A 26,429-nucleotide genomic window follows, 5' to 3' on the forward strand; every position below is an offset into this window, starting at 1 on the left:
ATATTAGATTGGCTACGAATGGAACGAGCAAATATATTAGGGGTATAATGATTTTCTTTGACGATAGCATCAATTTTAAGGCGATTTTCAGCCGAGACATAACCGTCATTAAAGTAACGTGACACGGTCATTGTTGAAATTCCAAGCTGTCTTGAAATCTCCGCCATGGTCATTTTTTTACTCATCACATTTTCCTTCCATAATGTATTATTGCCATATTATCCAATATATTGGCTGACAACAAAGTAAATAAAAACGCTACCTGATGATATACACATAGTACTTCAAGTTTATAAGATATTGTCCACTTCTTGACCTGAACTGAATACCCGTAGTTACGGCCTTGCTCGCTCAGGTCTTCAGTGCAACGACTGCTAATTTAAAAATGGGCAGGAGATATCACCGACGTAGCTACAAACAAATATTGGCTATAATTAGTTGCCATTATTGACCTTTATTCAAGGCAAGTTATTGGTTGGTTTATGGGTACGAGAATAAAGGCCTCATTGATCTGTGATGTCTTATCGATGGCTTTATTTCGCCGAGAGTTTCCTGAAACGGTTATTACTCATAGCGAGGTAGTCAGTATTGTTTGAAAGACTATTGAGGCCTCATAAGCACCTATAACCTAAAGCAAAGTATGAGTAGGAAAAGAAATTGCTGGGATATAGAAAAGGGCTAATACGCTTAGGTAATAGCTTCTAACTCGATCAGGTTATCAAGGGCTTCTTGGTCGGTTTTACCACAAATGACAGGGCAAGCTTTGAATTGGTGACATACCTTCGGGCGTGAAGGTTGACCAAATAATTTGCAGAGATCTTGCTCATTTAATTGGATGCAGCGTACCCCAGCAGGCTTACCATTAGGCATTCCAGGAATAGCAGATGTAATACTTGGAGCGATACAGCATGCTCCACAACCTAGGCGACATTCCATCAAATTAAACTCACTAAATAACAGGGTGCGCGATAGTAGCAAAAAATGATGAGAGTGACAGCTGTTGATTGAATCAAAGAATGAACAATTATTATCCTTGAACTTTTTATGGGCTAGCGGTATAACACGCACCCCAGTAAAAGAGTAAGAAGTAATCCTATGACGAATCCATTTTGGCAAGAAAAGACACTAGAACAGATGACCGAGAATGAGTGGGAATCACTTTGCGACGGTTGTGGTAAGTGCTGCCTACATAAACTAATGGATGAAGATAGCGATGAAGTTTACTACACCAATGTGGCGTGTAGCTGGTTAAACGACAAAACATGTTCGTGTAAAGATTACCCGAACCGCTTCACTTCAGGTGAAGAGTGTTTGAAGCTGACTCGTGACAAGATCGATGAGTTTCACTGGCTACCAGACACTTGTGCTTACCGCCTTTTATCAGAATCTAAGCCGATTCCTGAATGGCACCCGTTGATCACCGGATCAAAAACAGAGATGCATGCAGCAGGTGAAAGCGTTCGTAACAAAGTGGTATACGAAATCGATGTTGTCGATTGGGAAGATCACATCTTGAACCACCCGAACCGCTAGTTAACGAAGACTAGTCAATCACCCGAATAAAAAAAAGGCTCACATTTCTGTGAGCCTTTGTCGTATTTAGGAGGGTCCAAATCAATGGACTGTGTCATGGCTAATGTCAAGCAAGCGGTAAGTCTGCAACCACCTGATTGAACGTGATACGAGCATTCTGAGCTTGCTCAGATAACTCGATCTTTTTCGCTTGTGCGGCACTAAGATTACTCTCGGCCTGCTCAAGTGCTTGTTGTAGGTTCTCTGGTAACTCGTGAGTTTCCATTTGTGAACCTTGTTCTAACACATAAGCGCGAATTTCTTTCTTCACTGCGGCAAGTTCTGTGTAAGCAACACGCTCAAGTTCTGCGGCTTCTTGTGCTGCATCTCTTTCTTTCTCAAACTGAGCCAACGCCATACCTTCAGCAGACCAAGGGTCCATGTCTGGCAGTTCTTCGATGTTGATCGTTGGCTCGATATACGCATCTTGATGACGTAGGTCGAGGTTAGTCGCACGAACCGCTGAAATCATCAGCATCACAGAGATAGCAAGCAGTGGTAAGCCACCAACAATCGCCGCCGTTTGTAGCGTACTTAGACCGCCTAAGAACATTAGAATCGTTGGTAAGAACGACAGAGTAAATGCCCAGAACATACGGTTCCAGCGCATTGGCTCTTCGGTCACGTTATTTTGTACAACAGACGCTAGGATGTATGAGATAGAGTCAAATGTTGTTGCCGTGAAAATGATACACAGCATTGTAAATACAGCGATAACCAGCGTGCTCATTGGCAATTGTGCAAGCATCGAGAAGATAGCTTTGGTTGCGCCTTCCGCATTCAAAATGGCAACGACATCTAGCTCACCAGAAAGCTGCAGTGATAGGCCGTAGTTACCTAAGATCATGAAGAACAGGAAACAACCTAGAGAACCAAAGAAGATCGACCCTGACACCATTTGTTTGATGGTTCTGCCGCGAGAGATACGCGCAACAAACAGACCCATACTCGGTGCAAATACTAGCCACCATGCCCAGTAGAAAATCGTCCAGTCTTGTGGGAAGTGAGTGTTTTCGAATGTACCGTAACCACCAAATGGTTCAGCCCACGTTGCCATCACGAAGAAGTTAGACAGTAGACGACCAATTGAGTCTAAGCCTGTTTCTAGCATGAAGATTGTTGGACCCGCGATCAGAACGAAAGCCAACAGACCCATTGCACCCCAGAAGTTGATGTTACTTAGGATCTTGATGCCTTTTTCCAATCCAGCATAAGATGAGTAAGCAAAAATCGCAGTACACACTAAAAGCACCATCACTTGCGTTAGGTTATTTTTAGGTAGACCAAATAGGTGATTCAGACCTTCAGTGATTAGAGGTGCAGCTAAACCTAGTGTTGTTGCAGCGCCGCCTAATAGACCGAAAATGAAAAGGATATCGACGATTTTTCCGGGTACGCCTTTACTGCGGTGTTCACCAAGAACAGGCATTAACGCACTAGAGATCTTTAGAACTGGCTGTTTACGTACATAGAAGAAGTAAGCGATAGGAATTGCAGGGATCAGGTAGATAGACCACGCGATTGGTCCCCAGTGGAACAAACCGTAAGTTGCCGCCCAACGAACCGCTTCTTCGCTGCCAGGTTCTAGTTGGAAAGGCGGTGATTGGTAGTAGTAAGCCCACTCAATACAGCCCCAATACAAGATACTTGCACCGATACCGCCACAAAATAGCATGGCAGCCCATGATGCAGTTTTAAACTCAGGCTCTTCATCGGCTTCGCCCAGTTTAATTTGTCCCATATCACTGAACACAACGTAAACCATAAATGCACAAGCCGCGAGGCCTAGAGCAAGATATAGAAATCCAAGTTGGTCCGTCATGAATGTTTTCGCAACCGCAATCCAGTCTGCACCCTGTGCTGGGAACAAAATGAGCGGGAAAACTATCGTGAGTAGGAGTGCAATAGCACCAAAGAAGGTCGGCTTATCAATAAGCTCAAAAGTGTTTTTCACGAGTATTATTCCATTAAAATGAGAGCGGAATTATGGAATGAACTCGTTTTTTAGACCTAATCGGGTCTATTGTCGTAACGATAAATCGCTTTTATTCTAGAGAATGCGATAGGTTGGCAAGGCTAAATGAGTGCGAGAAGAATACCGCCTACGGTTGCCGCTGCGGACAGGTATTGCCCCGCTGAATAAGAACTATCATCTTCTTCTTCAATCTTATCTGGGTGATCCATACCCAAGGCACCATGAGCGAATGACTCAACTTTATCGGTAACTGTCGCGTTTTCTGCTTCGACTTTCTTCGCTTCTTTATCAATTTCTTTTAGGGCAGATAAGAGTGCTTTGCCTTCATCAGAAAGCCTAACCGTATTTTGCTCAACCTTAAGCGGTGTAGGCTTTTCAGCTTCGTTAGCTGAACTCTTAGCGTTCATCTGCGAAGGCGAATACAGCTGAGTATTACTCGTTCCTACTGGCGTCATATAGCTCTCCTTACCTATCCTTAAATATAGTATCGGCAGAGGTGTGAAAAACTTGTGCAATTAATCATCGATAGTGATGTTTTTTTATTCGCACATTACATTTTCGTCTGCTTGGTTAAATCGTCTATTTACTAAGCAAGTCTTGTGCCGATAAGAATGTTTGATTTTAGATAGAGTTAGGATGAATGACGGGAACGTGATCAAGTTGTGACGATGGGCTAATTATCTAGGATTAGCCCATCGACTCTTTAGCTTAGAAGAGTGGATCAACAGATCCTACTCACACTCTAGGCTAGCGCTACGTTTTGACAGATGCTTGTATGCCTTCATTCTGTTCTCTTTCTTTACAAAGCGAGCCGGCGGCGAAAGCACTTCAAGCTGATAATCACCGCTATCCGATGACATCGCTTCAACCGGGCTGATGATGGCGATTTTTAAATCAGGGTTACGACGTAGAATTGATGCCGCCGTCCCTAAACCACCCTCGGTGTGGAACTTGCCAGCCACGTGAATCACTTGTTTATCAGGGTTTGATGCTAGGTAATCCACAATCGACTCAGCCATGGTTTCGTCCCAGGTAACCTGAGCGGCAAACTGCTTTTCTGTTTGCTCTGGCGTACCGTGATGCATAGAAGCCATGAACTTTTCTTTGTAAGGGCTATCGCCAGTATCCACTTCGGCAGCAATCCATTGGCGTTGCTCGGTCGATAATTGGTCTAGGTAAGGCAATCCTTTACGGCCAATACACTGCACGAATGGCTTTGGTGCATTTGCCGCAATAACATCGACGTCGTTGGCTTTTGCGAACTCAACTAACGCGCGGTAATCACTTTCGTAATTTGGCCAAGCTGCCGCTTGAGACATGAGAATTTGTTCGCCAATTTCGCCGTTTAAGTATTGGTCAAGTGTGGCTTGGTGCTCTCGAGTGAACTGTTCCATTGAAAGCGCAATGTTTGATGTTGCGTTGCGGCGCGCTTTTAAGAAGTCGGTTTGGAAGCGGTGAATGGCAGAATGCGTGTGCCATTCGCCAATTAGAACCACATCAGCGTCAATCAGCTGCTCGGGTAATGCATCGAGAGAAAGTGTTTCGCCTTGTGGAGAAGCGAACTGGTAGTCATAGAATGTGGAAACGGATTCCGTTTGAGCCACTTTTTGAGAAGTGTCTTTTGCAGGTTGACTAGCACAAGCCGTGAGAAGAGTAGCTAATCCGATAAGAATAATACGTTGCATGAAATGCCTCCTTGAAGAACACGCATACTAAAGGAGGCAAGATAAGATTTCAATGCAAACGATAATCAATATCAATTAAATTTGTTTGCGGTACACTCGCAGCATAAAGTCAGCTTCACAGTTGAATTGCTCTGCCTCGGTGAGTTGTAGTTTAAACTCTTCACTCGCCTTCCAAGCAAACGGCGTCATCTGTAGCAGGTCGAATGCATCTGACCCCGATAGTTCCATCATATAGTTTAGTTGCTCTTGATGCTCAAGCGTAAAACCTTCGATCACTTCTGGATCTTCGTCGTGCAAGCGAACGCCATCATAAATTGCATCACGCAGTTGATACAGGTGTCGGCTAGCTGGTGTCACGGTGATCACCACACCATTATCTTTGATGGTGCGTTGTAACTCTTCAGCCTTGCAAGGCGCGTAAATGCGTAGAATTCCGTCTAAGCTGTTTTCAGCAAAGGGTAGGCGATGGCTTGATGCAACTGAGAAGTCGACAGCAGGGTAGCGTTTAGCGGCGTATTTGATAGCAATCTTAGAAATGTCTAGGCCAAAAGTAGCCCCTTTCTTTTCTTGAAGATTCACAGCAATTTCGTTGGTGTAATAACCTTCGCCACAACCAATATCCAATAGGCTAGGCGTCTCTTCTGGTAGATAGCGAGAACACAACGTCACCACCGCTTGGCGCATTGGGTCATAGTGGTTACCTTCAAGGAAGCGACGACGTGCCTGCATCATCTCTTTGTTGTCACCTGGATCTTTTGAGCGTTTGTGGTGCGCAGGCATCAAATTGACGTAGCCTTCTTTCGCTAGGTCGAACTGATGGTTCTTTTCACACTTAAACGTACGATCGTTTTGAGATAAAGGTTGGTGACACAAAGGGCATTGGTAAGTCATGGAGACCTCTAAAGGAGAATAGACAGCGCAAGTGTAACGAGCTAAAACCAAAAAGTAAAAGAGCGACATAAAGCCGCTCAAAAATCGTTTTTTATAACTGTATTTATACGGTTATTGGGCACTAATCACAGTGATCAGTTGGTGGTTTTCACCCGGCCGGAGTGTTTTACCGGCTTCTAGGCTTGGCGCGTGCAGTGTTGATTCTACGCACATCATAGTTAGGTAACCATCGTCTTGCATGTCGCCCATACTTGCAGCGCCTTCTGCCCACGGGTTCCACAGTACTGCAGAGTTATGACCGTGGTTTTCAACTGTTAGCGTGCGATCCAGCTTCTTGTCAGCAACAAAGATTTGCGCTTCTGGTTGCGTGTAAACGCGGTCAATCGTGTCGGTCAGTACCAGTTCAGATCCACCTTGGCAGTTCTTGCCACCTTGCAGGCTATCAATGTACTCAGCACCCATACCAGTGGTGGTTGTGTTGTGGATATCGCCAACGTTTAGGTAAGTGTGTAGTGCACCAGAGAAAGTCCATGGCTGAGAATCAGTGTTCTTCACGTCCAGCGTTACTTTTAGTTGTTCGCCGATCTCAACATTCAAGCGAGCATCAAACTGATGAGGCCATACTGCTAGCGTCTCTTCGCTTGGCTTCAGACCTAAGCTAACAATCACGCCAGCTTCGCTTTCACGGTGTTCAACCAATTGCCATTCACTTGAACGGGCAAAACCATGTGCTGGTGCTGCAATGCGACCAAACCAAGGCCAACATACTGGAATACCACCACGCAGAGCCGTTTTACCATCGAACTTAGCTTGTTGGCTCATCCAAATTAGGTCTTCTTGACCTTGCGGTTGGAATGACACCACATGGCCGCCAAACAGTGAAATCGCTGCGTTTGCTTTATCGTGGATAACGCGAACCAGTTTTACACCTTCGTGTTCAACGATAGTGACGTTGTCAGAAAGTACCGCCAGTGCAGGTAGAGTAGATAAATCCATTACATGATCCTTCTAAGGAAATTGAATTCAAATGCTGACTAGAGTGATGCTTGTGTTTTCATGAGTAACAAGCAGAGTCAGTATTAGAATTGAATTTTGCGTTTGGGCTATCTTGATGAGCTTAGACAGACGCGGTTTAAAAGATAGCAGGCATTAAAAAGGCGACACTAAGGTCGCCTTTTTCAAAGTCTGCTCAAAACAGTCTTCGCTAATGCTTATCTAAAGCGATTTCTAAAAAGAAATTACTTAGAGATGTGAGCGATTAGGTCTAGAACTTTGTTTGAGTAACCGATTTCGTTGTCGTACCAAGATACAACTTTAACGAATTTGTCAGTTAGAGCAACACCAGCTTTAGCATCGAATACTGAAGTTTGAACTTCACCGATGAAATCTTGTGATACTACTTGGTCTTCAGTGTAACCAAGAACGCCAGCCATTTCGCCTTCAGAAGCTTCTTTCATTGCAGCACAAATTTCTTCGTAAGATGCAGCTTCTTTTAGGTTAACTGTTAGGTCAACTACAGATACGTTAGCAGTTGGTACACGGAAAGCCATACCAGTTAGAAGGCCGTTTAGTTCTGGAAGAACAACGCCTACAGCTTTAGCAGCACCAGTTGAAGATGGGATGATGTTTTGAGAAGCACCACGGCCACCGCGCCAGTCTTTAGCAGAAGGGCCATCTACAGTTTTTTGAGTTGCTGTAGTAGCGTGAACTGTAGTCATAAGACCAGACTCAATGCCCCACTTATCGTTAAGTACTTTAGCGATAGGTGCAAGACAGTTAGTAGTACAAGAAGCGTTAGAAACGATGTCTTGACCAGCGTAAGATGCTTGGTTAACGCCCATTACGAACATTGGAGTTGCATCTTTAGAAGGACCAGTAAGAACTACTTTCTTAGCGCCAGCAGTGATGTGCTTACGTGCAGTCTCGTCAGTTAGGAAAAGACCAGTTGCTTCAGCAACTACGTCTACGTCGATAGCATCCCACTTAAGGTCTTCTGGGTTACGCTCAGCTGTAACACGTACAGTTTTACCGTTAACGATTAGGTTACCGCCTTCAACTTCAACAGTACCGTTGAAACGGCCGTGAGTTGAGTCGTACTTAAGCATGTATGCCATGTACTCTACGTCGATTAGATCGTTAATACCTACTACTTCGATGTCTGCACGCTCTTGAGCTGCGCGGAATACGAAACGGCCGATACGGCCAAAACCGTTAATACCTACTTTGATAGTCATTGTAGTTGCTCCACAACTTAATTTCTGATTAAAGATAACTGGTAGTAAAATTACAGAATCCAGTATACATCTGCAATAGATAATCCGACTTAACTTGTTTAATGTCAAAAAAAAGCGACGCTTTTCTTAACAATTGGGTGTAAGTGATTGAAAATTGACCATTGCAAGTGGCTCTGTACCCTTCCAGTTGGGTAAAATACCCCTAAATGATGATTCACTTATGAGTGTATATGTACAATGTTTCCTGGTGAGAAAGTATGTGCTACAAAACGACTCATATGCAAGCCTTTATAGAAAAAAGTAAATATAATAACTGAGAATGTGGAGAGATATTAACGTGATTCAAAAGGGAGGAAATATGATAAAGCCTGATGAATACTGGCGTGAGCGCCTAACGGACGACGAATTTTCAGTGTGTCGTGAGCGTGGTACTGAAGCCCCATATAGCGGCAAGTTACTGCACAACCATAAGACTGGCGTCTATAGCTGCACATGCTGTGAAAGCCCTTTGTTTCTGTCGGATAACAAATATGACTCTGGGTGTGGTTGGCCGAGCTTTGATGCCCCAGTGAATGATGAAGCAGTACGCTATATAGAAGATCTAAGTCACGGAATGAAGCGTGTAGAGATCCGTTGTACCGCCTGTGATAGCCATTTAGGTCACGTTTTTCCAGATGGCCCAAAGACCACAGGTGAACGGTTCTGTGTTAATTCAGTGTCGTTAATTTTCAACAAAAATGACGAAAGTACGAAATAACTTGTAACTATTGTCTAATCCTTACAGGTCGCATTTGTCGATTTAGGAATGCTGAAACGCCCAAGATTTCAGATTTAACTCTAGTACAAATAAAAACAGCTACCAAAAAGGTAGCTGTTTTTATTTGAAAGCAGGTGAATAAGAAGCTTAAGTAAGAACACTATAAATGAAGCGATCAGTAACTCGGGACGATTGAAGGGCTGTAAATTCCATCCTCAATCGCTTCGACGATGTTATCTGCGTCTTTATTTAGCTTCTTATAGGTTGCCTTGTCGAAATGGTACAACACCGTGAGCTCGGCTTCAGAAGCAATCGGCACGTCAAAGTCTTTGGCAACCATTGCCCAAACGTACGCTTTTTCCATATGTCCCAGGCTGTGGTTGATACTGGCCATCGACTTGAAGATTTCAGTGTTGGCTACCGAGCCATTAGAAAGCGTTAGCGCATTATTGAGTAGCTTAAGTGTCTTTATATGATTGCGGGTGGTATAGAAGGTTGCCAAGGCATATTGCATCTCAGCTGTGTTTAACGCTTCAGAGCCTTCTAGTTGTAGGAAACTGCGTCTGGCATTGGTGTCCCCAGTTTGCGACCACAAGAAGTAAAGCGTTTCCGGTGTATCAGATTTCGATAGCTCATCAACAATGCGCTCAGACTCTTCGATACTGTGCATTAAAGAGGTAAAGCGACGCTCTTGCAGCTTAGATTGATCGATCGTTTCGATCTGTGCCGCGAGCTCTAGGCACTTTTTGTAGGCAGTGACTAATTCGAATTCTTTAATTTTGTTGATTTCGGTGGGTTGCTTCTGAACTTCAAATCGATGCCAGATGAGGTCGGTACGTGCGACACGACATTGCCCATCGTTCATGTTCAATTGTTCACACTGAAGACCCGGATTGCTTTGGCACAGTTGATCGGTATTTTTGTTCCCTTCAAGACACCCAACCAGAGTGAAAGGCAATAGGCTAATCGCCAACCATTTCATAATTTTCATATTCCTTCACTTGTGATCAGATGCACTTATTATCGGTCAGGTTCTTGACTCAATTCTGTTACGGGTTATTTTCTGGTGAAAATTGTTAAAACTAAGGCTTTACCATGGATGCAGAACAACTTCTTAGCGCAATGACACCCGAGGTCTACGAACGTTTAACCTACGCAGTTGAAACGGGTAAATGGCCAGAAGGTACGGCGCTCTCAAAAGAACAGCGCGACTCGTGTATGCAAGCGGTTATGTTATACCAATCTAAACATAACTCTGAAGCTCAACATATGACAATTGCAGCTGGTGGTGAGATTAGCTTTAAATCTAAGTCTGAACTAAAGAAACAGTTTAAGTCAGATCAAGAAGACATTGTTAGGGTTAACCCGAATCATTAAGCTTAAATTACAACAAAGGGGTGGCAATGTGCCACCCCTTTTAGTTTAACTCGTTTATTTATAAGCAATAAAACGATTTAGTTCACGTTAAGCCGCCGTTACTTTCATAGAATAACTGGCTTTAACGTGAATCCTTGAACAGGTTATAAGCTCATCTCACCGCGCAATACTTGTTGCATCTGAGCCTTCACTTCTTCGTAGCCTAGGTTTTGGCTTAATAGATAATGCAACTTCGCCAGTGCCGCTTCTGGTGTCATATCGTAACCACTCACCACGCCCGCTTCTGCTAGTGCACAACCTGTCGCGTAACCACCCATGTTGACTTTACCAGCCAAACATTGAGTTAGGTTCACCACAATAACACCGCGCTCTGAGGCATCTTTCAGGTGCTGAAGCAGTTCTGGGTTTTGTGGTGCGTTACCCACACCGAAAGTAAGCAGAATCATCGCGTTAACAGGTTGTAATAGCGTGTTACGGATAACTTCGTGTGAGATGCCTGGGTACATTGTGATTACGCCGATAGGTTGCGGAGTAATGTTATGAACCTTGAAAGCACCTTTAGGTTGTTCGTTTACCTTTACGTTATTGCTAAGTTGGATATTGATACCCGCTTCTAGCAATGGATTCAGGTTTGGAGACGTAAACGCATTGAAGCCATCTGCGTGTGATTTTGTGCTGCGGTTACCACGCATCAACTTGTTGTTGAAGAACAGTGTCACTTCGTTGATAGGGTAGTTTGCGGCAATGTGTAGCGCATTCAGCAGGTTTGCTTGTCCGTCTGAACGAAGCTCTGCTAGTGGGATCTGAGAGCCCGTAACAATCACAGGTTTGCCGAGGTTTTCAAGCATGAAAGACAGTGCAGAGGCAGTGTAAGCCATAGTGTCTGTGCCATGCAGGATAACGAAACCATCGTACTTATCGTAGTTCGCGCGAATGTCATCAGCGATAGTCTGCCAATCAAGTGGCGTCATATCTGAAGAGTCCATTAATGGAGAGTATTCGTGAATGGTGTACTTAGGCATCTCTGGGCGATGGAATTCAGGCATGCCAGCTAGCTGCTTATCCATGAAACCTGCGACTGGAACATAGCCGTGGTCAATAGACTTCTGCATGCCAATTGTGCCGCCGGTGTACGCGATATAGATGTGTTTTCTTTCCATGGCGATTAATACTTAGTGTGATGTAGGGAACAGGGGGGCGATTATAGCGAATTATCATGCAATAAAAAGAGGCACCTCACACAGAGGTACCCCTTAGTCATTGAGTTATTGGCTCAACTTATTGAACTTGGCAATTTAAGCAGAAAGCGTATCGGCCTTGTGGGTCGTTAAAGCTGCCTAACAGCTGGCTATCTTGAGCTAACTGCTGAGTAACAGGCTGTAAACTGCTTGGTATCATCGATTGAATATCTAGGCCTATCGACATCTGAACTTGGTTCATAAATTCTTGAATAAATTGTTCAGTGGCCGAAAGTGGCTCTTCTACCCAGTAGATGTTGTAGCTTTCAAGCTCTGCAAGTGAAGCCGCAGCTGCAACCGCATCATCGAAATCACCAATCTCATCGACTAAGCCTTTCTGAATCGCATCTTGACCTGTCCAAACTCGACCTTGAGCAATCTTGTCGACAGCATCGACTTCCAGACCGCGATTTTCTCCAACTAGGCTGATGAATCGGCGGTATCCGTTTTCAATGCCCATTTGGAACGCGTCTTTCGCGCCATCGCTAAGTCCAGTTGTAATACCAAGACCTGAGAAAGGTGAGGTGCCAACGCCATCAGTGTAAACACCAATATCGTTCAACCCTTTTTCGAAGGTGGTGATAACACTGAAGATACCAATTGAACCCGTTAGTGTGGTTGGCTGAGCTAGGATCTTATCCGCACCCATCGAGATCCAGTAACCACCCGAAGCAGCAAGGCTCGACATCGACACAACAACCGGTTTACCCGCTTGCTTGATCGCTTCTATTTCATTACGGATAACTTCAGAAGCAAAGGCACTGCCACCTGGGCTATCGACACGAAGTACAACCGCTTTCACTTTATCGTCGTTACGTGCTTGGCGCAGTAGGGCTGCTGTGGTATCGCCGCCAACGGTGCCACGTGGTTGCTTGCCATCCATAATTGCGCCGCTCGCTACAATCACGGCAACGTCGTGTGATTCACTAGTCATGTTTGGAAGCATGGTTGTACGGTATTCGTAGTAACCAAACGCGTTGTAGCTGTCTTGGCCGTCACTGCCGAAAACATCGGCAAGCTCTAGTCGAACTTGCTGGCGTGTCGCTAGCTCATCCACTAAGCCAAGTTTCTCGGCCAGTTTTGCAATGTCACCGTCCACAGACTCAAGTGCTTTCAAGAAGGTGTCCATGCTTGGGTTCAGTGTCTTAGCGTCTATTTGACGGTTGTTGCTGACGTCATCAACGTACGCACCCCATAGTTGGCTTAACCAACGAGAAGCGGACTCTTTCGCTGCGTCTGACATGTCATCACGAATGAAAGGCTCAATAGCTGACTTATAAGTGCCCACACGGAACACGTGCGTGTTTACGTCTAGTTTCTCGAACAACGTTTTGTAGTAAAGCGAGTAAGCGCTATAGCCTTTAAGAAGAACCCCACCATCTGGTGATAGGAAGACCTTAGTTGCGTAGCTGGCTAGGTAGTATTGGCTTTGGTTGTAAAAGTCACCCACCGCATAAATCGGTTTGCCTGTTGCTTTGAACTCATTCAATGCTTTAGCAATGTAGCGTAGCTTGGTCAGGTTGGTTTCTGGCAGCTCTTTGAGAGCTAAAACGATACCAGTAACCTTGTCATCGTCTTTTGCGTAGCGAATCGTTTCAACGATATCAAACAGGATGTTCTCTTTTGGAAGGTCTTTGCCAAGTAGTGAACCTGTGACCGAATCCATCGGATTGATATAGCGGCTTTGTTCCACAATAGGGCCAGACAGATTAAGCACTAAAGCCGAATCCTGAGGAACCGTCGGTTGAGCCGTATCTGAATGGAAGTACACAAAGTAGATGATGGCGATACTGAGTAAAAAGACTAGGTTAACCAGCGCAAGACGTACAAACGTAATGAGCTTCCAAATCCCTTTAAAGAACATGCCTATAAATTTGAATATTTTTTTCATTCTGTCTCCGCAGTGAGATCACGTCGCTTTAACAAGCCGTAGTACCATTAATCTCAATAATATGAACTGCTTAGTATCCTACGATAATTCCCAAGCTCAAACTACACCAAGAATTGTTAATCGATATATATTCTCATTAAGTGTAGTCAAATTAAGGGCTTCTGAACGATTAATACCTTCAGCATTATGATCGGTGTTACAAAAATGTAAACGGTTGTTTGAACTTTTGGTAATTGAACTATACTGTGGTCAGACCACAAGGATAAAATAATAGAAGTGATGTCTACCATGTACCCACATTTACTTGAACCACTCGATCTTGGATTTACCCAGTTACGTAACCGTGTATTGATGGGATCAATGCATACAGGTTTAGAAGAAAATAAAGAAGGTCTCCACAAACTCGCCGCGTTTTATGAAGAGCGAGCAAAAGGAGGCGTTGGCCTTATTGTTACCGGTGGTTTCTCTCCTAATTTACGTGGCAGATTAACCCCATTTAGTGCTGAATTCAGTAAAGTGAAGCATGCAAAAGCTCACCAAGTTGTTACCGAGGCCGTGCACAAGCATGGCGGTAAGATTGCCCTTCAGTTGCTGCATGCTGGCCGCTATGCGATGCACCCATTCGCGCAAAGTGCTTCGGGTATTAAAGCGCCAATCGCTAAGTTCGCACCGAGTGAGATGAGCCCTCGTCAGATCAAAAAGACCATCGGTGCCTTTGCCAATAGTGCAGAGCTAGCTCAGGTTGCTGGCTATGACGGTATTGAGATCATGGGCTCTGAAGGTTACTTGATTAACCAATTCATCTGTAAGCGTACCAACATGCGTTACGACGAATGGGGCGGTTCTTATGAGAAGCGCATGCGTTTCCCGCTGGAGATTGTTAAATCGATTCGCGAAGCAGTGGGTGACGACTTCATTATTATTTTCCGACTGTCGATGCTGGATTTGGTTGAGCAAGGCAGCACCTTTGAAGATGTTGTTCTATTGGCTCAAAAGCTGGAAGAAGCAGGCGTGACTATTATCAATACCGGTATCGGTTGGCATGAAGCACGTGTTCCGACTATCGCGACGCAAGTACCACGAGGCGCATTCTCTTGGGTGACGGAAAAAGTGAAACCATACGTGTCGATCCCAGTGGTGACATGTAACCGAATTAATACGCCAGAAGAGGCCGAACGTATTCTTAGCTCTGGGCAGGCTGATATGGTGTCTATGGCGCGTCCATTCTTGGCAGACCCGGATTTTGTTAATAAAGCAGCTCAAGACCAAGCTCAGTTCATCAATACCTGTATCGGTTGTAACCAAGCTTGCCTTGATAACGTGTTTAAAGGTAAACGTGCGAGCTGTTTGGTGAACCCACGCGCTTGTTACGAGACTGAAATTGTTGTTCAGCCAGCGCAAGCGACTAAGACCATTGCGGTTGTCGGCGCAGGCCCAGCCGGTTTAGCCTGTGCAACGACTTTAGCTCAGCGTGGGCATAAGGTTGACTTGATTGAGAAAAATGACCGTATCGGCGGTCAGTTTAGATTGGCAATGCAGATTCCGGGTAAAGAAGAATTCAGAGAAACGATTCGCTACTTTGCTAACCAAATCGACGCATCAGGCGTGAACCTGAAACTGGATACTGAGGCAACGTTTGAGATGTTGTTGAAGTACGATGAAGTCGTGATGGCGGCTGGCGTAGAGCCAAGAAAGCTCGATATTGAGGGCATTGACCAAGAAAACGTGGTCGATTACCAAACCTTGATTCGTGAAAAGACACCAGTAGGCGAAAAGGTCGCGATTGTTGGTGCTGGTGGTATTGGTGTCGATGTGGCAACCATGCTGACAGAACCGACTTCACACAGCCTAGACGATTGGCTGCATGAGTGGGGCATCGATAAGAATATGGAACACCCAGGCGGACTTTACCCTTACCCTGATTCATTCAGCGATAAAACGGTGTGGGTGATGCAGCGTAAAGCGGGTCGTGTTGGTAAAGGTCCGGGCAAAACTACAGGCTGGATTCACAAACGCACACTAGAAAAACGCGGTGTTAATCTACTGGGTGGCGTGAGCTACAACAAGATTGATGACCAAGGTCTGCATATCAGCGTTGGTAAGAAAGAGCAGGTGCTGGATGCTGACTCGGTTATCGTATGTGCAGGTCAGGTGTCAGTTCGTCCATTCGAAGACATGTGGCAAGAGTTTGGTGGCAAACTGCATGTGATAGGCGGCGCCGATTACGCGGGTGAATTGGATGCAGTACGCGCAATTCGTCAAGGTGTTGAGCTAGCGATTAAGTTATAGAATCAGCTATCAAACTGTAATCTTATCAGTAGATATTGTTACTTAATTTGCTGAGTTAGATTTTGAACAAGGCTCCTAAGTCATAGATTTAGGAGCCTTTATTGTTTCTAATCTAGCCTAAATGGACAGCCGTTGAGATTTATTATCGTTTGTATTCTGTGCTAAAGTTCAAGTATACAAATAATAAAGAAATAGTAAGGACTTCAAATGGATGCTTTGGATCTATTGCTCAACAGACGCTCAATCGCAAAACTCTCTGATCCGGCACCTGAAGGTGTGGCGTTAGAAAACATCATCAAAGCAGGGCTGCGTGCTCCAGACCACGGTGCACTAACACCATGGCGCTTTGTTATCGCGCAAGGTTCAGGCCTACAAAAGCTTTCAGACATCTTGGTGCGCGCCGCTGAAGCGGATGACAGCGAAGAAGCGGTTATCGAGAAAGTAAAAAAAGCGCCGTTCCGAGCTCCGATGGTGATTACTGTGATTGCCAAAGTAACTGAGCACGAGAAAGTGCCTGCTATCGAACAACATCTGTCTGCGGGTTGTGCTGCACAGGCGATGCAAATGGCCGCAGTCGCACAAGGTTTCCAAGGCTTTTGGCGCTCAGGTAAATGGATGTTCCACCCAGAAGTACACCAAGCATTTGGCCTAGAAGGCGACGATGAAATTGTTGGCTTCCTATACCTAGGCACTCCAGGCTGTACACCAATGAAAGTGCCAGAGCGCGACTTCTCTAAGTTCGTTGAGTTTTTATAAAGAAAGCTGAAGCTTGAATAGTGGAATGCTAACTGTATAAACAACCAGTTTTTCTTGATTTATTAGAGCCACATTAGATAATGTGGCTCTAATTGTTTGTAGCATCTGGAAAAACATGTCTCGCCTTATTATTGCTGAAAAACCAAGCCTCGGCCGCGCGATCGCCGCTGCACTACCTAATCCACAAAAGAAAGACCAAGGGTTTATCAAATGTGGCAATGGGGATGTGGTGACTTGGTGTATTGGACACTTATTGGAGCAGGTTGAGCCGGATGCTTATGACGACCGTTATAAGAAGTGGAATTTAGCCGATCTTCCTATCGTGCCGGAGCAATGGCAGCTAAGACCGCGTAAGACTTCAAGCAAACAGCTCACGGTGATCCGAAAGCTATTGAAGGACGCCACTCAAATTGTTCACGCCGGAGACCCGGATAGAGAAGGGCAGTTGCTGGTTGATGAAGTGATTGATTACTGCAAAGTCTCTAAGGCTAAGAAAGAGTCGATGGACAGGCTACTGATCAGCGACTTGAACTTACCTGCCGTAAAACGTGCACTTTCTCAAATGCGCAGCAACCGTGACTTTATTCCGCTTTCTATTTCCGCATTAGCGCGCTCTAGAGCCGATTGGCTGTATGGCATGAACATGACTCGTGCTTATACCTTACTCGGTCAAAAGGCTGGCTACCAAGGTGTGTTGTCGGTCGGGCGAGTACAAACGCCTGTACTTGGTTTGGTGGTAAGGCGCGATGAAGAGATCGAAAACTTTATTCCGAAAGATTACTTCACTTTGCACGCTTTGATCCCTTATCAAAATCACGGCCAGAGCTTTGATATTCGTGCGCGTTGGAAGCCAAGCGAAGCATGTAAACCATGGCAAGATGAAGAAGGGCGCGTGCTCAATCGAAAGCTGGTTGAGAATGTGGCTAACCGAATTGCGAATCAACCCGCGACGGTGACGGAATCAGAGCAAAAGCAAAGTAAACAAGCTGCGCCACTGCCTTACTCGCTGTCAGCCTTGCAGATTGATGCGTCTAAGCGTTTTGGTATGAGTGCTCAACAGGTGTTAGATACGTGTCAGTCATTGTACGAGAAACACAAACTCATCACTTACCCACGTTCTGATAGCCGCTATCTACCTAAAGAGCACTACTCGCAGCGAGAATCGATCGTTGATGCTATCGCTAACAATGCGAAAGAGCTGCAAAGTGGCGCTCAAGGTGCGGACCTTTCTCTTAAATCAAAAGCATGGAACGACAGTAAGGTCGATGCTCACCACGCGATTATTCCTACTCCGAAGAAGTCATCGGTGAACGGCCTGTCTGCCAACGAGATGAAAATCTATCAGCAAATCGCTCGTCAGTATCTAATGCAGTTTTACCCACCTGCGGTTTTTGCTGATGCTAAGCTGGTCTTTGATATCGCTGGTGGCGTGTTCATCGCAAAAGGGCGTCAGCTTATCAACCCGGGTTGGAAGGTGTTGATGGGTAAAACGGATACCGAAGAAAAAGGGGATGGCACGGATACGGTTCCTCCATTGGATAAAGGTACGGTGTTGACGTGCCGTGAAGGCGTGATTGGTGATAAGAAAACTGAGCCACCAAAACACTTCACGGAAGCGACATTGCTTCAAGCGATGACAGGTATCGCGCGTTTTGTTGCGAACAAAGATCTCAAAGCCATTTTGAAAGAAACCGATGGCCTTGGCACAGAAGCCACCCGTGCGGGTATTCTCGATACTTTATTCAAAAGGCAGCTGCTAACGCGCCAAGGTAAGAGTATTCACAGTAGCCCTGCGGGCAGAGGCTTGATTCATGCCTTACCTGAGGATTCTACCTTTCCAGACATGACAGCGCACTGGGAGCACCAGTTGCAAGGCATGGCAGAACGCAATCAAGCGTATCAACCTTTTATGCAAGCGCTAGAAAGCAAGATTGATGGTTTAATGGGTAAAGTAAAAACGGGAGAAGTTCCTGAATCACTCCGCCACCTTCCTAAAGTCGAAAGACCAGCGTTTAAACGTCGTAAAGGCGGTGGGGCGAAGAAGTCTTACGCCAAGACAGGTACGTATGCTAAGAAAGGTACTTCCGCTAAAAAGAGCACTAAAAGCTAAGACTTATTGAGGTTAGGATTAGCGACCGACTTTACGGCCACAACGTTTAAACAGTTGCTGCCAATAGTCAACATGGCGACGAGTGGATGATCGAAAGGCTTGATGTGCATCTTGGATGGGAAAGTAATAACTGTGCAGTTCAGGTTGCGCGTCAAACATTCCTAGTTGCGGGGCTATGTGCTGATAGTAGCCATCCAGTTGCGCCATGTAAGGCTGAACCTTACCTATGTATTGTTGCTCGAACACATTGTTGAGATAGCGGAACTTAGTGGTGTCTCGTTGTTTACCACAGATGATCTTGTCATCAAAAGTTGTCAGCTGTTTGGTGATGGTATCAAGCTCAACTGACGCCCGAGCGAGCGAGTAGTATAAATCCCCAAGGGTCGAACTCTTCTCTAATACTTCTTGAACCTCAGTGGTTTTGCCGGAAACGAGCGATGTGTTTAACGCTTGATTGATGTGTTCTAACGCATCACTGGTTTGTCGTACCTGATCGCCTATATCAGCGCGTAACCACTGACTACCCCGCATTTGTGACTGCATAGCATCGCTGGCATAGATGAGATTCCATTGATGCAGTGGAAACTGTGCGAGTTTCTGTTGCTCAATTTCTCTTAGTAATTCTACGATCTCTGGGTCTAATTCATTACTGGATAAACATTTGCCCACGCCTTCAAGTAGCGCGACTTGATAATCGTAATTACGAAACTCATCCGCGACCTTGCCCAGAACCGAATTTCTTTCTGCAATCAGATTGAACAATCCACACTGACGAAGCTGGTAGCTGTCGATGAGGCCGATAGAGAGTGAGGGCACGTCAAGCAGCAGTTCTCGTTTTCTCGGTAGGCTTTCAAATTCCCATTCCTCTATTATCTCGTCAGCATCTTGTACTCTGGCTATCTTTGTTTGATAGTCGTCGAACAAGTCGCCGGGGCCATCACTGAAACAGCCAGCTAGCATCACTGTTAGACAAAACAGCGTTGAGTGCTTAACTAGGTTTGAGAGATGCCCTGCATTCATCTGTGGATTACCAGTCAATTTCGCTGCCATCCAAATTGAAGAAGTGACCACTCACTTCGGTATTCGCTGACTCGATGACTTCAATCAGGCCGGAAGCTGAAGTGTCGGTGTCGATCAGAGCATTAGGGCCACCCATTTCAGTCTGCACCCAACCTGGATGCAGTGCTAACACCGTAAAGCCATCATCGGTTAAGTCGTTGCTTAGGCTCTTCACCACGGAGTTTAGAGCGGCTTTAGAGGAGCGATAGATGTAACCGCCGCCTGAGGTGTTCTCTGACATACTGCCGACTCTAGAGGATAAACAAGCGACCTTTTTGATATGGCTGTCTTCTAATAAAGGCAATAGCGTTTCGACAAGTTTCAGCGGAGCAATGGTGTTGACTTCGAATACACGACGCCACTCTTCAACATCGGTATTACCCAGCCCATAGCCTTTTGGACCATAGTAGCCAGCGTTGTTGATCAAGATATCAATCGACTCTATTTGCGAAGGGAGTTGGCTTACTGCTTGGTAATCGGTTATCTCTAATTGAATGCAGGTAAGGTTGGTGTTGTGGTCTGCGAGTGAGAGCAGTTCTTTTGCTGAATGGGTATCACGATAAGTCGCGTACACCTTGTGGTTACCTTCCAAGTATTGTCGAGTCAGGCTTAAGCCAATGCCGCGGTTCGCTCCAGTAATAAAAATAACGCTCATGGTGATTCCTTTTCAGTTCAATTAGTTAAGTTTGATGGCTTAACACGAGAAAATCAACGCTCCACCAACTGGCCATTAGCATTCCTACAAAAATCATTACTGCTGCCGCTGAGCCGCAGATCACCCCAAAGATGAGTATTACGTTTTTCATTGTTATCTCTTTTCTTTAATTAATGGTAGCGATAATCATTATCATTAATTAGGGTTGTCGCCAAGTCTGAGACTGTTATGATTTTGAGAAAGATACGCAATTAGCCTGATTATGATTCCTTTAATTTACCACCCAATCTATTCGCAGTTACCTTTACCAGAAGGTCACCGTTACCCAATTAACAAATATCAGTTGTTGCATAGTGCTGTTGAGGCGCTGATAGATAGTGAACCTCGATGGAAGAGCAAGTTTGAAGTGTGCCAACCAATGCCTGTTTCGATAGAACAAGTAAAGCAGGTACACGATAGTGAATATGTCGATTTGCTTGTATCTGGTAATTTGCCTGCAGCAAAGATGAGACGCATCGGTTTCCCTTGGAGTGAGCAACTTATCGAAAGAACACTCTACTCAAGTGGTGGAACCTGCTTGGCCGCTGAAATGGCAATAGAGAGTGGTTTAGCGATTCATTTGAGTGGTGGTTATCATCACGCGCATCATGATTTTGGCAGTGGTTTTTGTTTGTTGAACGATTTGGTCTTAGCGGCAAAACACGCGCTGACCTTTGAACATATCGATAAAGTGCTGATCGTTGATAGCGACGTTCATCATGGTGATGGCACAGCAACTCTTTGCCAAGAGAACGACGACATCATTACTCTGTCGTTCCACTGCGACAAAAACTTCCCTGCACGAAAACCGCTATCTGATTTAGATGTGTCGTTAAGTCGTGAAACAGAGGATGAAGAGTTCTTACGTTGTTTTGAACAAGTCACTAAGTTAGCGATTGCTCACCATCAACCTGATCTGATTATTTATGATGCGGGGATCGATATCCATCAAGACGATGAACTGGGTTATTTGAATGTCTCGACACAAGGGATATTTGAACGCGACTGTTTCATGATTGAATTAGCGAGATCAGAGTCTATTCCGATGGCCAGCGTAGTCGGTGGCGGATACCGCACTCAACACCAAGATCTGGTGCCGATTCACATGCAACTGTTAAAAGCGGCTTATCATGTTTACAGTTAGCCTCTCAAATTGGCGCCTGATAGCTCATTGAAATGATGGTGTGAAATAAGCGCATATTGCACCATAAAAGACACAGCTGCACCATTATGGATCATTTAAAGTTCTTTTTTATTAATTAGTTACGTATTTGTGTGATTAATTGTGGTCTGTAAATTGCTTTACCCATGTGTCTATAAAAACACAAGGGATAAAAATGAACCTGACGGACAAGGAACGTAGTTGGCTTAATTGGTTTGGCGCAACAGGAAAACTGGCTATGCGCAGAGCTTGTTTCCTCAATAGAAGTAGGACGGAAGAGCTTGAACAAGCTTTTGAAAGTATTGCTCACACGCGAGTTCAACTTCTGCATAATTGGGTCAAGAATCAATGGGATTTTTTAGAAGACTCTGCGGTTTATTTAGCAAGTCGAACGGAAGAACAAGCTCAGGGGACGTTAGCTAGTCTTCTTAAACGCAGTACGGATTTTTCTGAGTTGGCGATCGTCGATGCCAAGGGGATCGCACAAGCATCGAGTTATCATGAACATATAGGGGTTACTCTTGGAGACAAGAAGGCTTTAGTTGAAGGGGCTTCAAAGCGTTATCTTCATGGGCCGTATATGGATCCACGCACGTTGAACGTAGGGGCCTCGAGTTCATCGTTTCATGACCAAGTGACGTTGATGTTTTATGTCCCCTTTTCTCGGGATGAAGGGCCACAACAATTCTTATGTGGTCGTGTTCCAAATGATGTTATTGGTGACATTATTCAGAGAGAAGCGGGGCATATTTATAGCGAGTCGGGTGATAACTATATCTTTATGGTCGACTCCATTCATGATCCTCATACTCAGCCGGGTGTTGCGCTCTCTCGTTCTCGCTTTGAAGATAATACCTTTTCACACGGCGAGAACTTAAAGCAAGGGATTCATACTGATTGGGGAACGGTTAAGATTCAGCACCACACCGAATTTGAGATTCGCTTTACAGACCCAGCCACTAATCAGCTTCACCCAGGCGTGAGAGAAACCATTAAAAATGGCAGTAACCTGTTTATAGATTATCCCGGGTATTCCGACTATCGCCACATACCCGTTATTGGCAAAGGTATCACCTTTCAATTGGATGGTTCACCAGATACCTTTGGCATGATGTGTGAGTCCGATTTAGAAGAGGTCTACAGAGACCGAAGTCTAAGTTATACCTTATCTAAGCACTTCATCAGCTGCATGCTACTGCCTCTATTTGTTCCATTACTGTTTGCCAACCTTTATACACTCACACCTTTTATACAGAGTGGCATTATGTTCGCTTGCGCGTTGCTTTCATTGGGCTTATTCCGTTTAGTTAGCGCTAAACCACTAGCGAAGAAGATTCACGAAATGACCGGGGTAATGCAGACCTTAGCCGAAGGTGATGGCAACTTAAGTCGGAGACTAGATCCCACCACATTCAGTCATAATGAACTTGGCAACCTAGGGCGCTGGACTAACAGTTTTATCGACAATTTAGATAACACGGTGAGTGAGTTGATCCATGCGAGTCACGAAGTTAGAGAGGTTTCGGAATCGATGTTTCGTCGCAGTGTCGTGATGAAGCAAACCAGTGATGATGCATCACAAGCGTTGAGCAATATGCTTCAGTTGAGTCAGTATCAACAGAGCGAAATTACTCATGCGAGTGTCTCAGCAACGCAAATGGACACGGTGATGAAACAAGCCGTCCTGAGCGCAGAGAAGGAGTACAATCAGTCCGTCGAAGGCATGGAGATTGTTCGCAATATCGTAGAAAGCTCGGCGCATAGCGTGAATGAGGTGAATAATGAAATGACTAAGGTGTCTGACATTATAGATATCATTACTGACATTACCGCGCAGACTAACCTTTTGGCCTTGAATGCGGCCATTGAGTCGGCAAGAGCAGGTGAACACGGGAGAGGGTTCTCTGTCGTCGCTTCTGAAGTAAGAACTCTGGCTGACCGAACTTCACAAGCTGCTAACCATATTAGTGACCTAATGAAAGAGCTGCATAGTAAGTCTCGCAGTGCTGTTGAGTCCATGGAGCGAGGTGTCGAGAATGTGAGTAAAGGAAACTTAACAGTCGACTCAAATGCTCGCAGTGAGCAAATTCAATCAGCGGTGAGTGACCTCTTTACCACGATGTCTAACTTAGATGAAAACAGTCAGAAAAATGGACAAACGGCAGATAAAGCCCAACGTTCAATATCTGACTTACAACTGTCTACTAAGCAACTCGCACGTCGAGTGTCCTTGATGGGCAATGCATTGAGCCGTTTAGACCAATTGATTGGGCGTTTTGAAGTGAGCCGAAAGGTGGCGTAGTGGAAAATACGTAAGTTCTTTACGCAAACGCCAGATACAAAAAAGCCGCTGATTTCTCAGCGGCTTTCTTTAAAGTGGTGGAGGGATAGGGATTTGAACCCCATATCCAACACAAGAAATTAAATAAAACCGTTTTATAACAATACCTTAAAGCAAGGTGTTATAGTCACTTAAAACAATTGTATAATGCAATTGACTATATCGTTTATTGTAAGAATGTCAATTAGTTAATCGCTATAGTGAACCTTAGAAAACCATGCTCCCACAAAATCATGATCTTCATACCCTGGAATATTAGCCAATACGCACTCTAAGTTTTTGCAGCTTGACTTTGATAAAGCAAAGCAAACCATTTGAGTCCCACTCTTCCAAATCAACTTGATTAGCTTCTCAAGCCGTTTACTTATCTTGTCAGACTGAATATATCTCGCACACTCCAAATCTCGTCTTAACTTTGGGTCATCTAATGCTTTAATATTGTAGACTTTTCCTAGTTTTTCTAGTCCTAGAGTGGATAAATCAACCACATCGAGAATATACATTTTCTCATCTCGGAAAAAGAAAAGTATCGAAAGGTTAAGGTCAAATGCATGAATTTGGTAAATATGACGATGTGTCGATATTAACTCTTTGATTTGACTTACAAAGTCAGTTTGCAAAATTAAAGGACAGAAGTGTGGTTCAGTGTTCGATAGGACTGAGTAAAACATGCGAAGCTGATTTTCACTGAATTTTCCGAATTTTCGATGAACTATCGTATGTAATTGTTCTCGAAAAACTACTGAAGTACTTAAACTAGTTAGCGAACGTCGTTGTAGAAAGCTATCAACCGCTTTGTTTAAATCTTTACTGGTTACAACTGTCGATGCAAAAGGAGAAATGGGTTGTATGTATGATGTAGTCATTGTTTATTTTCCATTATGTCCCACAACATTTTGAATGTGTGTCGCTCACAAAATCAAAAGTTACAGAACAATGAAAATACTAAACAGATTTTTAAAGGGACACGTATTGTTTCACTTTAGCGACAAAAGTAGGCTCTCCCAGAGCCTTGATTAGGCTATACGACGCACTTAAATACGTCAAGCTATAATGTTACCTTTCTCTTTTAAAACAATTATTTAAGTTATAATAATTCTATTTCTCTTGCTCATAAATCACTTGCACTTCTCGTGTTTATACCTCATGTTGTATTCCGATTTATGATAGCCAACCCAACTGAGTATTGTTATGGACGAATATTTTAACGGATGGTTCAATCGAGAACGCCAAAAACAGCGAGAAAGCATTGTTAATGAAAACCATTTCTTAACTTTATCAGAGTTTAGCTCTTCAGTTGGGCTGTTAGAAAAGCATGTCATACATCATTGTAAGAAATGCGAATTACTTTTTATTAAAGATGAGGCGGGAGGGATATGGCTCCCGACCTGTCAGGTTATTGATGGCACACTAAATGAGTTAATGATGTCGTCAATTAAGCGTATAGCATCAAAGTTTGATGCTATTGATGCGCTTGACTTTATAACCGATAAAAAAAGTGACGGTTTAGTATTACATCATTTTTTAGTGAGTGATTTATCTATTCAGCGTTGTAAAACACCAGAAGACCTTATTAAAATTGGATTAGAATTAGATCGTTTAAGTGTACGATTCCATGGAAGTTTGGTGGATGCGGTGTCACAAAATAATGAAGCAGCGGTTGAAGCTTTCATACAAGATGTACTAACTGGAAGACAGCGCTCAGTCAAGACCACGACCGTTGATATTGATGTGTAATGTTATGACTATTATTCCATTTTCTCTCTGTTAGATGTGAGACAGTTTGTTAATTTGAGATATCAAACTGTCGCTTACACCTTCATTTATTGCACTTAAAAGCGCTTTCCCTGTAAATGCTTTAAGTCTATCGTCTGTCGCAACGTCTCCGCAGATAAACCAAGTCGCATTTAAAGCATTGGCGTGAGCTAACATTAGACGCACGGGATCTCTATCATCAAGCCTAACTTTATAGGTCAAATCAACAAACGCTGCTAATTGATTTTCAGTAAATACAGTATGCTTAATTAACAATTCACGCGTGAATCGTTCTCCAGTCGGGTACAAAAGAAAGCCTACACTGTTTGCTGCATCAGCCAAACGCTGTGCACCTTTTCTATCGGGTGTCACATTTTTCATTAGCAAATCAGTATTGCTTAAAAATGGCTGTAACTCATAAATACGACGAACGTCATCGTTTTGATTTAAATAGTTCGAAGAGTAAAGAAGAGAGCGCGGGTCAAAATATAAAATGTTCATTGGTTCTACCGAAAGTGATTTTATGCTCTATCTATAAGTACACCATAATGCACTTATAGGTCATCTCGATTGAAAGCATGGCTAAAAGTCCATTAAAGTGGACTTTTAGATTTTAAGTGACTGATTAATATTAAAATATATC

25 protein-coding genes and 1 pseudogene are annotated in these 26,429 nt (G+C 44.2%); 10 read left to right on the forward strand and 16 right to left on the reverse strand.

Translation table 11 applies throughout. The features are described from left to right. Nucleotides 1-185 (reverse strand): LacI family DNA-binding transcriptional regulator (locus AB4517_RS02035; RefSeq protein WP_372147817.1); only part of this gene is annotated, 185 nt, incomplete at its 3' end. A 140-nt stretch (nt 186-325) separates the two neighbouring features. On the opposite strand from AB4517_RS02035, the pseudogene AB4517_RS02040 reads away from it, so the two are divergent. Next, nucleotides 326-667: pseudogene (locus AB4517_RS02040) on the forward strand (DDE-type integrase/transposase/recombinase); the annotation flags it as partial. Nucleotides 668-687: 20 nt separating this feature from the next. On the opposite strand, the gene AB4517_RS02045 reads toward AB4517_RS02040, so the two are convergent. Next, nucleotides 688-936: a YkgJ family cysteine cluster protein gene (locus tag AB4517_RS02045; protein WP_017059389.1), complete on the reverse strand. Its 249-nt coding sequence runs from the start codon at nt 934-936 to the stop codon at nt 688-690. A 159-nt stretch (nt 937-1,095) separates the two neighbouring features. On the opposite strand from AB4517_RS02045, the gene AB4517_RS02050 reads away from it, so the two are divergent. Continuing rightward, nucleotides 1,096-1,533 carry a YcgN family cysteine cluster protein gene (locus AB4517_RS02050; protein WP_017059388.1) on the forward strand — a complete coding sequence of 146 codons (438 nt, stop codon included), beginning with the start codon at nt 1,096-1,098 and terminating at the stop codon, nt 1,531-1,533. Between the two features lie 106 nt (nt 1,534-1,639). On the opposite strand, the gene AB4517_RS02055 is transcribed toward AB4517_RS02050, so the two are convergent. From AB4517_RS02055 to gap, 6 genes are all read right to left on the reverse strand, one after another. Then, nucleotides 1,640-3,526: a BCCT family transporter gene (locus tag AB4517_RS02055; RefSeq protein ID WP_017063436.1), complete on the reverse strand. Its 1,887-nt coding sequence runs from the start codon at nt 3,524-3,526 to the stop codon at nt 1,640-1,642. Nucleotides 3,527-3,648: 122 nt separating this feature from the next. After that, nucleotides 3,649-4,002: a hypothetical protein gene (locus tag AB4517_RS02060; RefSeq protein WP_372110572.1), complete on the reverse strand. Its 354-nt coding sequence runs from the start codon at nt 4,000-4,002 to the stop codon at nt 3,649-3,651. Nucleotides 4,003-4,278: 276 nt separating this feature from the next. Then, a complete protein-coding gene (locus AB4517_RS02065; protein WP_372137764.1) occupies nt 4,279-5,232 on the reverse strand; it encodes a ChaN family lipoprotein in 954 nt (317 codons plus the stop codon). Nucleotides 5,233-5,307: 75 nt separating this feature from the next. Beyond that, the gene (gene rlmA / locus AB4517_RS02070) at nt 5,308-6,123 is read right to left on the reverse strand and encodes a 23S rRNA (guanine(745)-N(1))-methyltransferase (protein ID WP_017059384.1); all 816 of its coding nucleotides are present in this window, start codon (nt 6,121-6,123) and stop codon (nt 5,308-5,310) included. Between the two features lie 111 nt (nt 6,124-6,234). Continuing rightward, nucleotides 6,235-7,119, reverse strand: a complete 885-nt coding sequence (locus AB4517_RS02075; protein ID WP_017059383.1) for a D-hexose-6-phosphate mutarotase — start codon at nt 7,117-7,119, stop codon at nt 6,235-6,237. Nucleotides 7,120-7,361: 242 nt separating this feature from the next. Continuing rightward, nucleotides 7,362-8,357 (reverse strand): type I glyceraldehyde-3-phosphate dehydrogenase, encoded by a 996-nt coding sequence (gene gap, locus AB4517_RS02080; protein ID WP_017059382.1) that lies wholly within the window; start codon nt 8,355-8,357, stop codon nt 7,362-7,364. A 319-nt stretch (nt 8,358-8,676) separates the two neighbouring features. Between gap and msrB the strand changes: the two genes are divergently transcribed. Then, nucleotides 8,677-9,114 carry a peptide-methionine (R)-S-oxide reductase MsrB gene (msrB, locus tag AB4517_RS02085; protein WP_080582205.1) on the forward strand — a complete coding sequence of 146 codons (438 nt, stop codon included), beginning with the start codon at nt 8,677-8,679 and terminating at the stop codon, nt 9,112-9,114. A gap of 175 nt (nt 9,115-9,289) precedes the next feature. On the opposite strand, the gene AB4517_RS02090 is transcribed toward msrB, so the two are convergent. Next, on the reverse strand, nt 9,290-10,096 hold the full coding sequence (locus tag AB4517_RS02090) for a DUF2989 domain-containing protein (RefSeq protein WP_017059380.1): 807 nt from the start codon (nt 10,094-10,096) through the stop codon (nt 9,290-9,292). Between the two features lie 113 nt (nt 10,097-10,209). On the opposite strand from AB4517_RS02090, the gene AB4517_RS02095 reads away from it, so the two are divergent. Next, nucleotides 10,210-10,491 carry a YeaC family protein gene (locus tag AB4517_RS02095; RefSeq protein WP_010437067.1) on the forward strand — a complete coding sequence of 94 codons (282 nt, stop codon included), beginning with the start codon at nt 10,210-10,212 and terminating at the stop codon, nt 10,489-10,491. 143 nt (nt 10,492-10,634) lie between these two features. On the opposite strand, the gene ansA is transcribed toward AB4517_RS02095, so the two are convergent. Together ansA and sppA are read right to left on the reverse strand one after the other, a co-directional pair. Next, complete coding sequence (ansA, locus tag AB4517_RS02100; RefSeq protein ID WP_017063439.1) at nt 10,635-11,651, reverse strand: asparaginase; 1,017 nt, start codon at nt 11,649-11,651, stop codon at nt 10,635-10,637. 118 nt (nt 11,652-11,769) lie between these two features. Next, nucleotides 11,770-13,620 (reverse strand): signal peptide peptidase SppA, encoded by a 1,851-nt coding sequence (gene sppA / locus AB4517_RS02105; RefSeq protein ID WP_372147818.1) that lies wholly within the window; start codon nt 13,618-13,620, stop codon nt 11,770-11,772. A 279-nt stretch (nt 13,621-13,899) separates the two neighbouring features. On the opposite strand from sppA, the gene AB4517_RS02110 reads away from it, so the two are divergent. The 3 genes from AB4517_RS02110 (at nt 13,900) to AB4517_RS02120 (ending at nt 18,775) form a co-directional block, all read left to right on the forward strand. Then, nucleotides 13,900-15,909: an FAD-dependent oxidoreductase gene (locus AB4517_RS02110; RefSeq protein WP_372147819.1), complete on the forward strand. Its 2,010-nt coding sequence runs from the start codon at nt 13,900-13,902 to the stop codon at nt 15,907-15,909. Between the two features lie 207 nt (nt 15,910-16,116). After that, a complete protein-coding gene (locus AB4517_RS02115; RefSeq protein WP_017059376.1) occupies nt 16,117-16,665 on the forward strand; it encodes an NAD(P)H nitroreductase in 549 nt (182 codons plus the stop codon). 115 nt (nt 16,666-16,780) lie between these two features. Beyond that, nucleotides 16,781-18,775, forward strand: coding sequence for a DNA topoisomerase III (locus AB4517_RS02120; RefSeq protein WP_017063444.1), 1,995 nt, complete (start codon nt 16,781-16,783; stop codon nt 18,773-18,775). A gap of 18 nt (nt 18,776-18,793) precedes the next feature. On the opposite strand, the gene AB4517_RS02125 is transcribed toward AB4517_RS02120, so the two are convergent. The 3 genes from AB4517_RS02125 to AB4517_RS02135 are packed head-to-tail and all read right to left on the reverse strand — an operon-like array spanning nt 18,794 to nt 20,640. Next, entirely contained in the window at nt 18,794-19,825 is a 1,032-nt protein-coding gene (locus AB4517_RS02125; RefSeq protein ID WP_017063445.1) for a DUF3080 domain-containing protein, read from the reverse strand. Next, entirely contained in the window at nt 19,803-20,489 is a 687-nt protein-coding gene (locus AB4517_RS02130; RefSeq protein WP_372110579.1) for an SDR family oxidoreductase, read from the reverse strand. The genes AB4517_RS02125 and AB4517_RS02130 overlap by 23 nt, the downstream gene beginning before the upstream one ends. Nucleotides 20,490-20,514: 25 nt before the next feature. Beyond that, nucleotides 20,515-20,640 (reverse strand): hypothetical protein, encoded by a 126-nt coding sequence (locus AB4517_RS02135; RefSeq protein ID WP_017063447.1) that lies wholly within the window; start codon nt 20,638-20,640, stop codon nt 20,515-20,517. Between the two features lie 111 nt (nt 20,641-20,751). Between AB4517_RS02135 and AB4517_RS02140 the strand changes: the two genes are divergently transcribed. Together AB4517_RS02140 and AB4517_RS02145 are read left to right on the forward strand one after the other, a co-directional pair. Then, nucleotides 20,752-21,672, forward strand: a complete 921-nt coding sequence (locus tag AB4517_RS02140) for a histone deacetylase (protein ID WP_372110582.1) — start codon at nt 20,752-20,754, stop codon at nt 21,670-21,672. A gap of 193 nt (nt 21,673-21,865) precedes the next feature. Then, entirely contained in the window at nt 21,866-23,992 is a 2,127-nt protein-coding gene (locus AB4517_RS02145; RefSeq protein WP_102398078.1) for a methyl-accepting chemotaxis protein, read from the forward strand. 227 nt (nt 23,993-24,219) lie between these two features. Here the strand turns inward: AB4517_RS02145 and AB4517_RS02150 are convergent, their stop codons facing one another. Further along, a complete protein-coding gene (locus AB4517_RS02150; protein ID WP_102319804.1) occupies nt 24,220-24,897 on the reverse strand; it encodes a hypothetical protein in 678 nt (225 codons plus the stop codon). Between the two features lie 325 nt (nt 24,898-25,222). Between AB4517_RS02150 and AB4517_RS02155 the strand changes: the two genes are divergently transcribed. Further along, on the forward strand, nt 25,223-25,768 hold the full coding sequence (locus tag AB4517_RS02155) for a hypothetical protein (RefSeq protein ID WP_102319803.1): 546 nt from the start codon (nt 25,223-25,225) through the stop codon (nt 25,766-25,768). Nucleotides 25,769-25,798: 30 nt separating this feature from the next. On the opposite strand, the gene AB4517_RS02160 is transcribed toward AB4517_RS02155, so the two are convergent. After that, entirely contained in the window at nt 25,799-26,287 is a 489-nt protein-coding gene (locus tag AB4517_RS02160; RefSeq protein WP_102319802.1) for a hypothetical protein, read from the reverse strand. Nucleotides 26,288-26,429 lie beyond the last annotated feature (142 nt).

This window comes from Vibrio sp. 10N.222.52.C3 (genome assembly GCF_041474195.1).
Lineage (GTDB): Bacteria > Pseudomonadota > Gammaproteobacteria > Enterobacterales > Vibrionaceae > Vibrio > Vibrio crassostreae_C.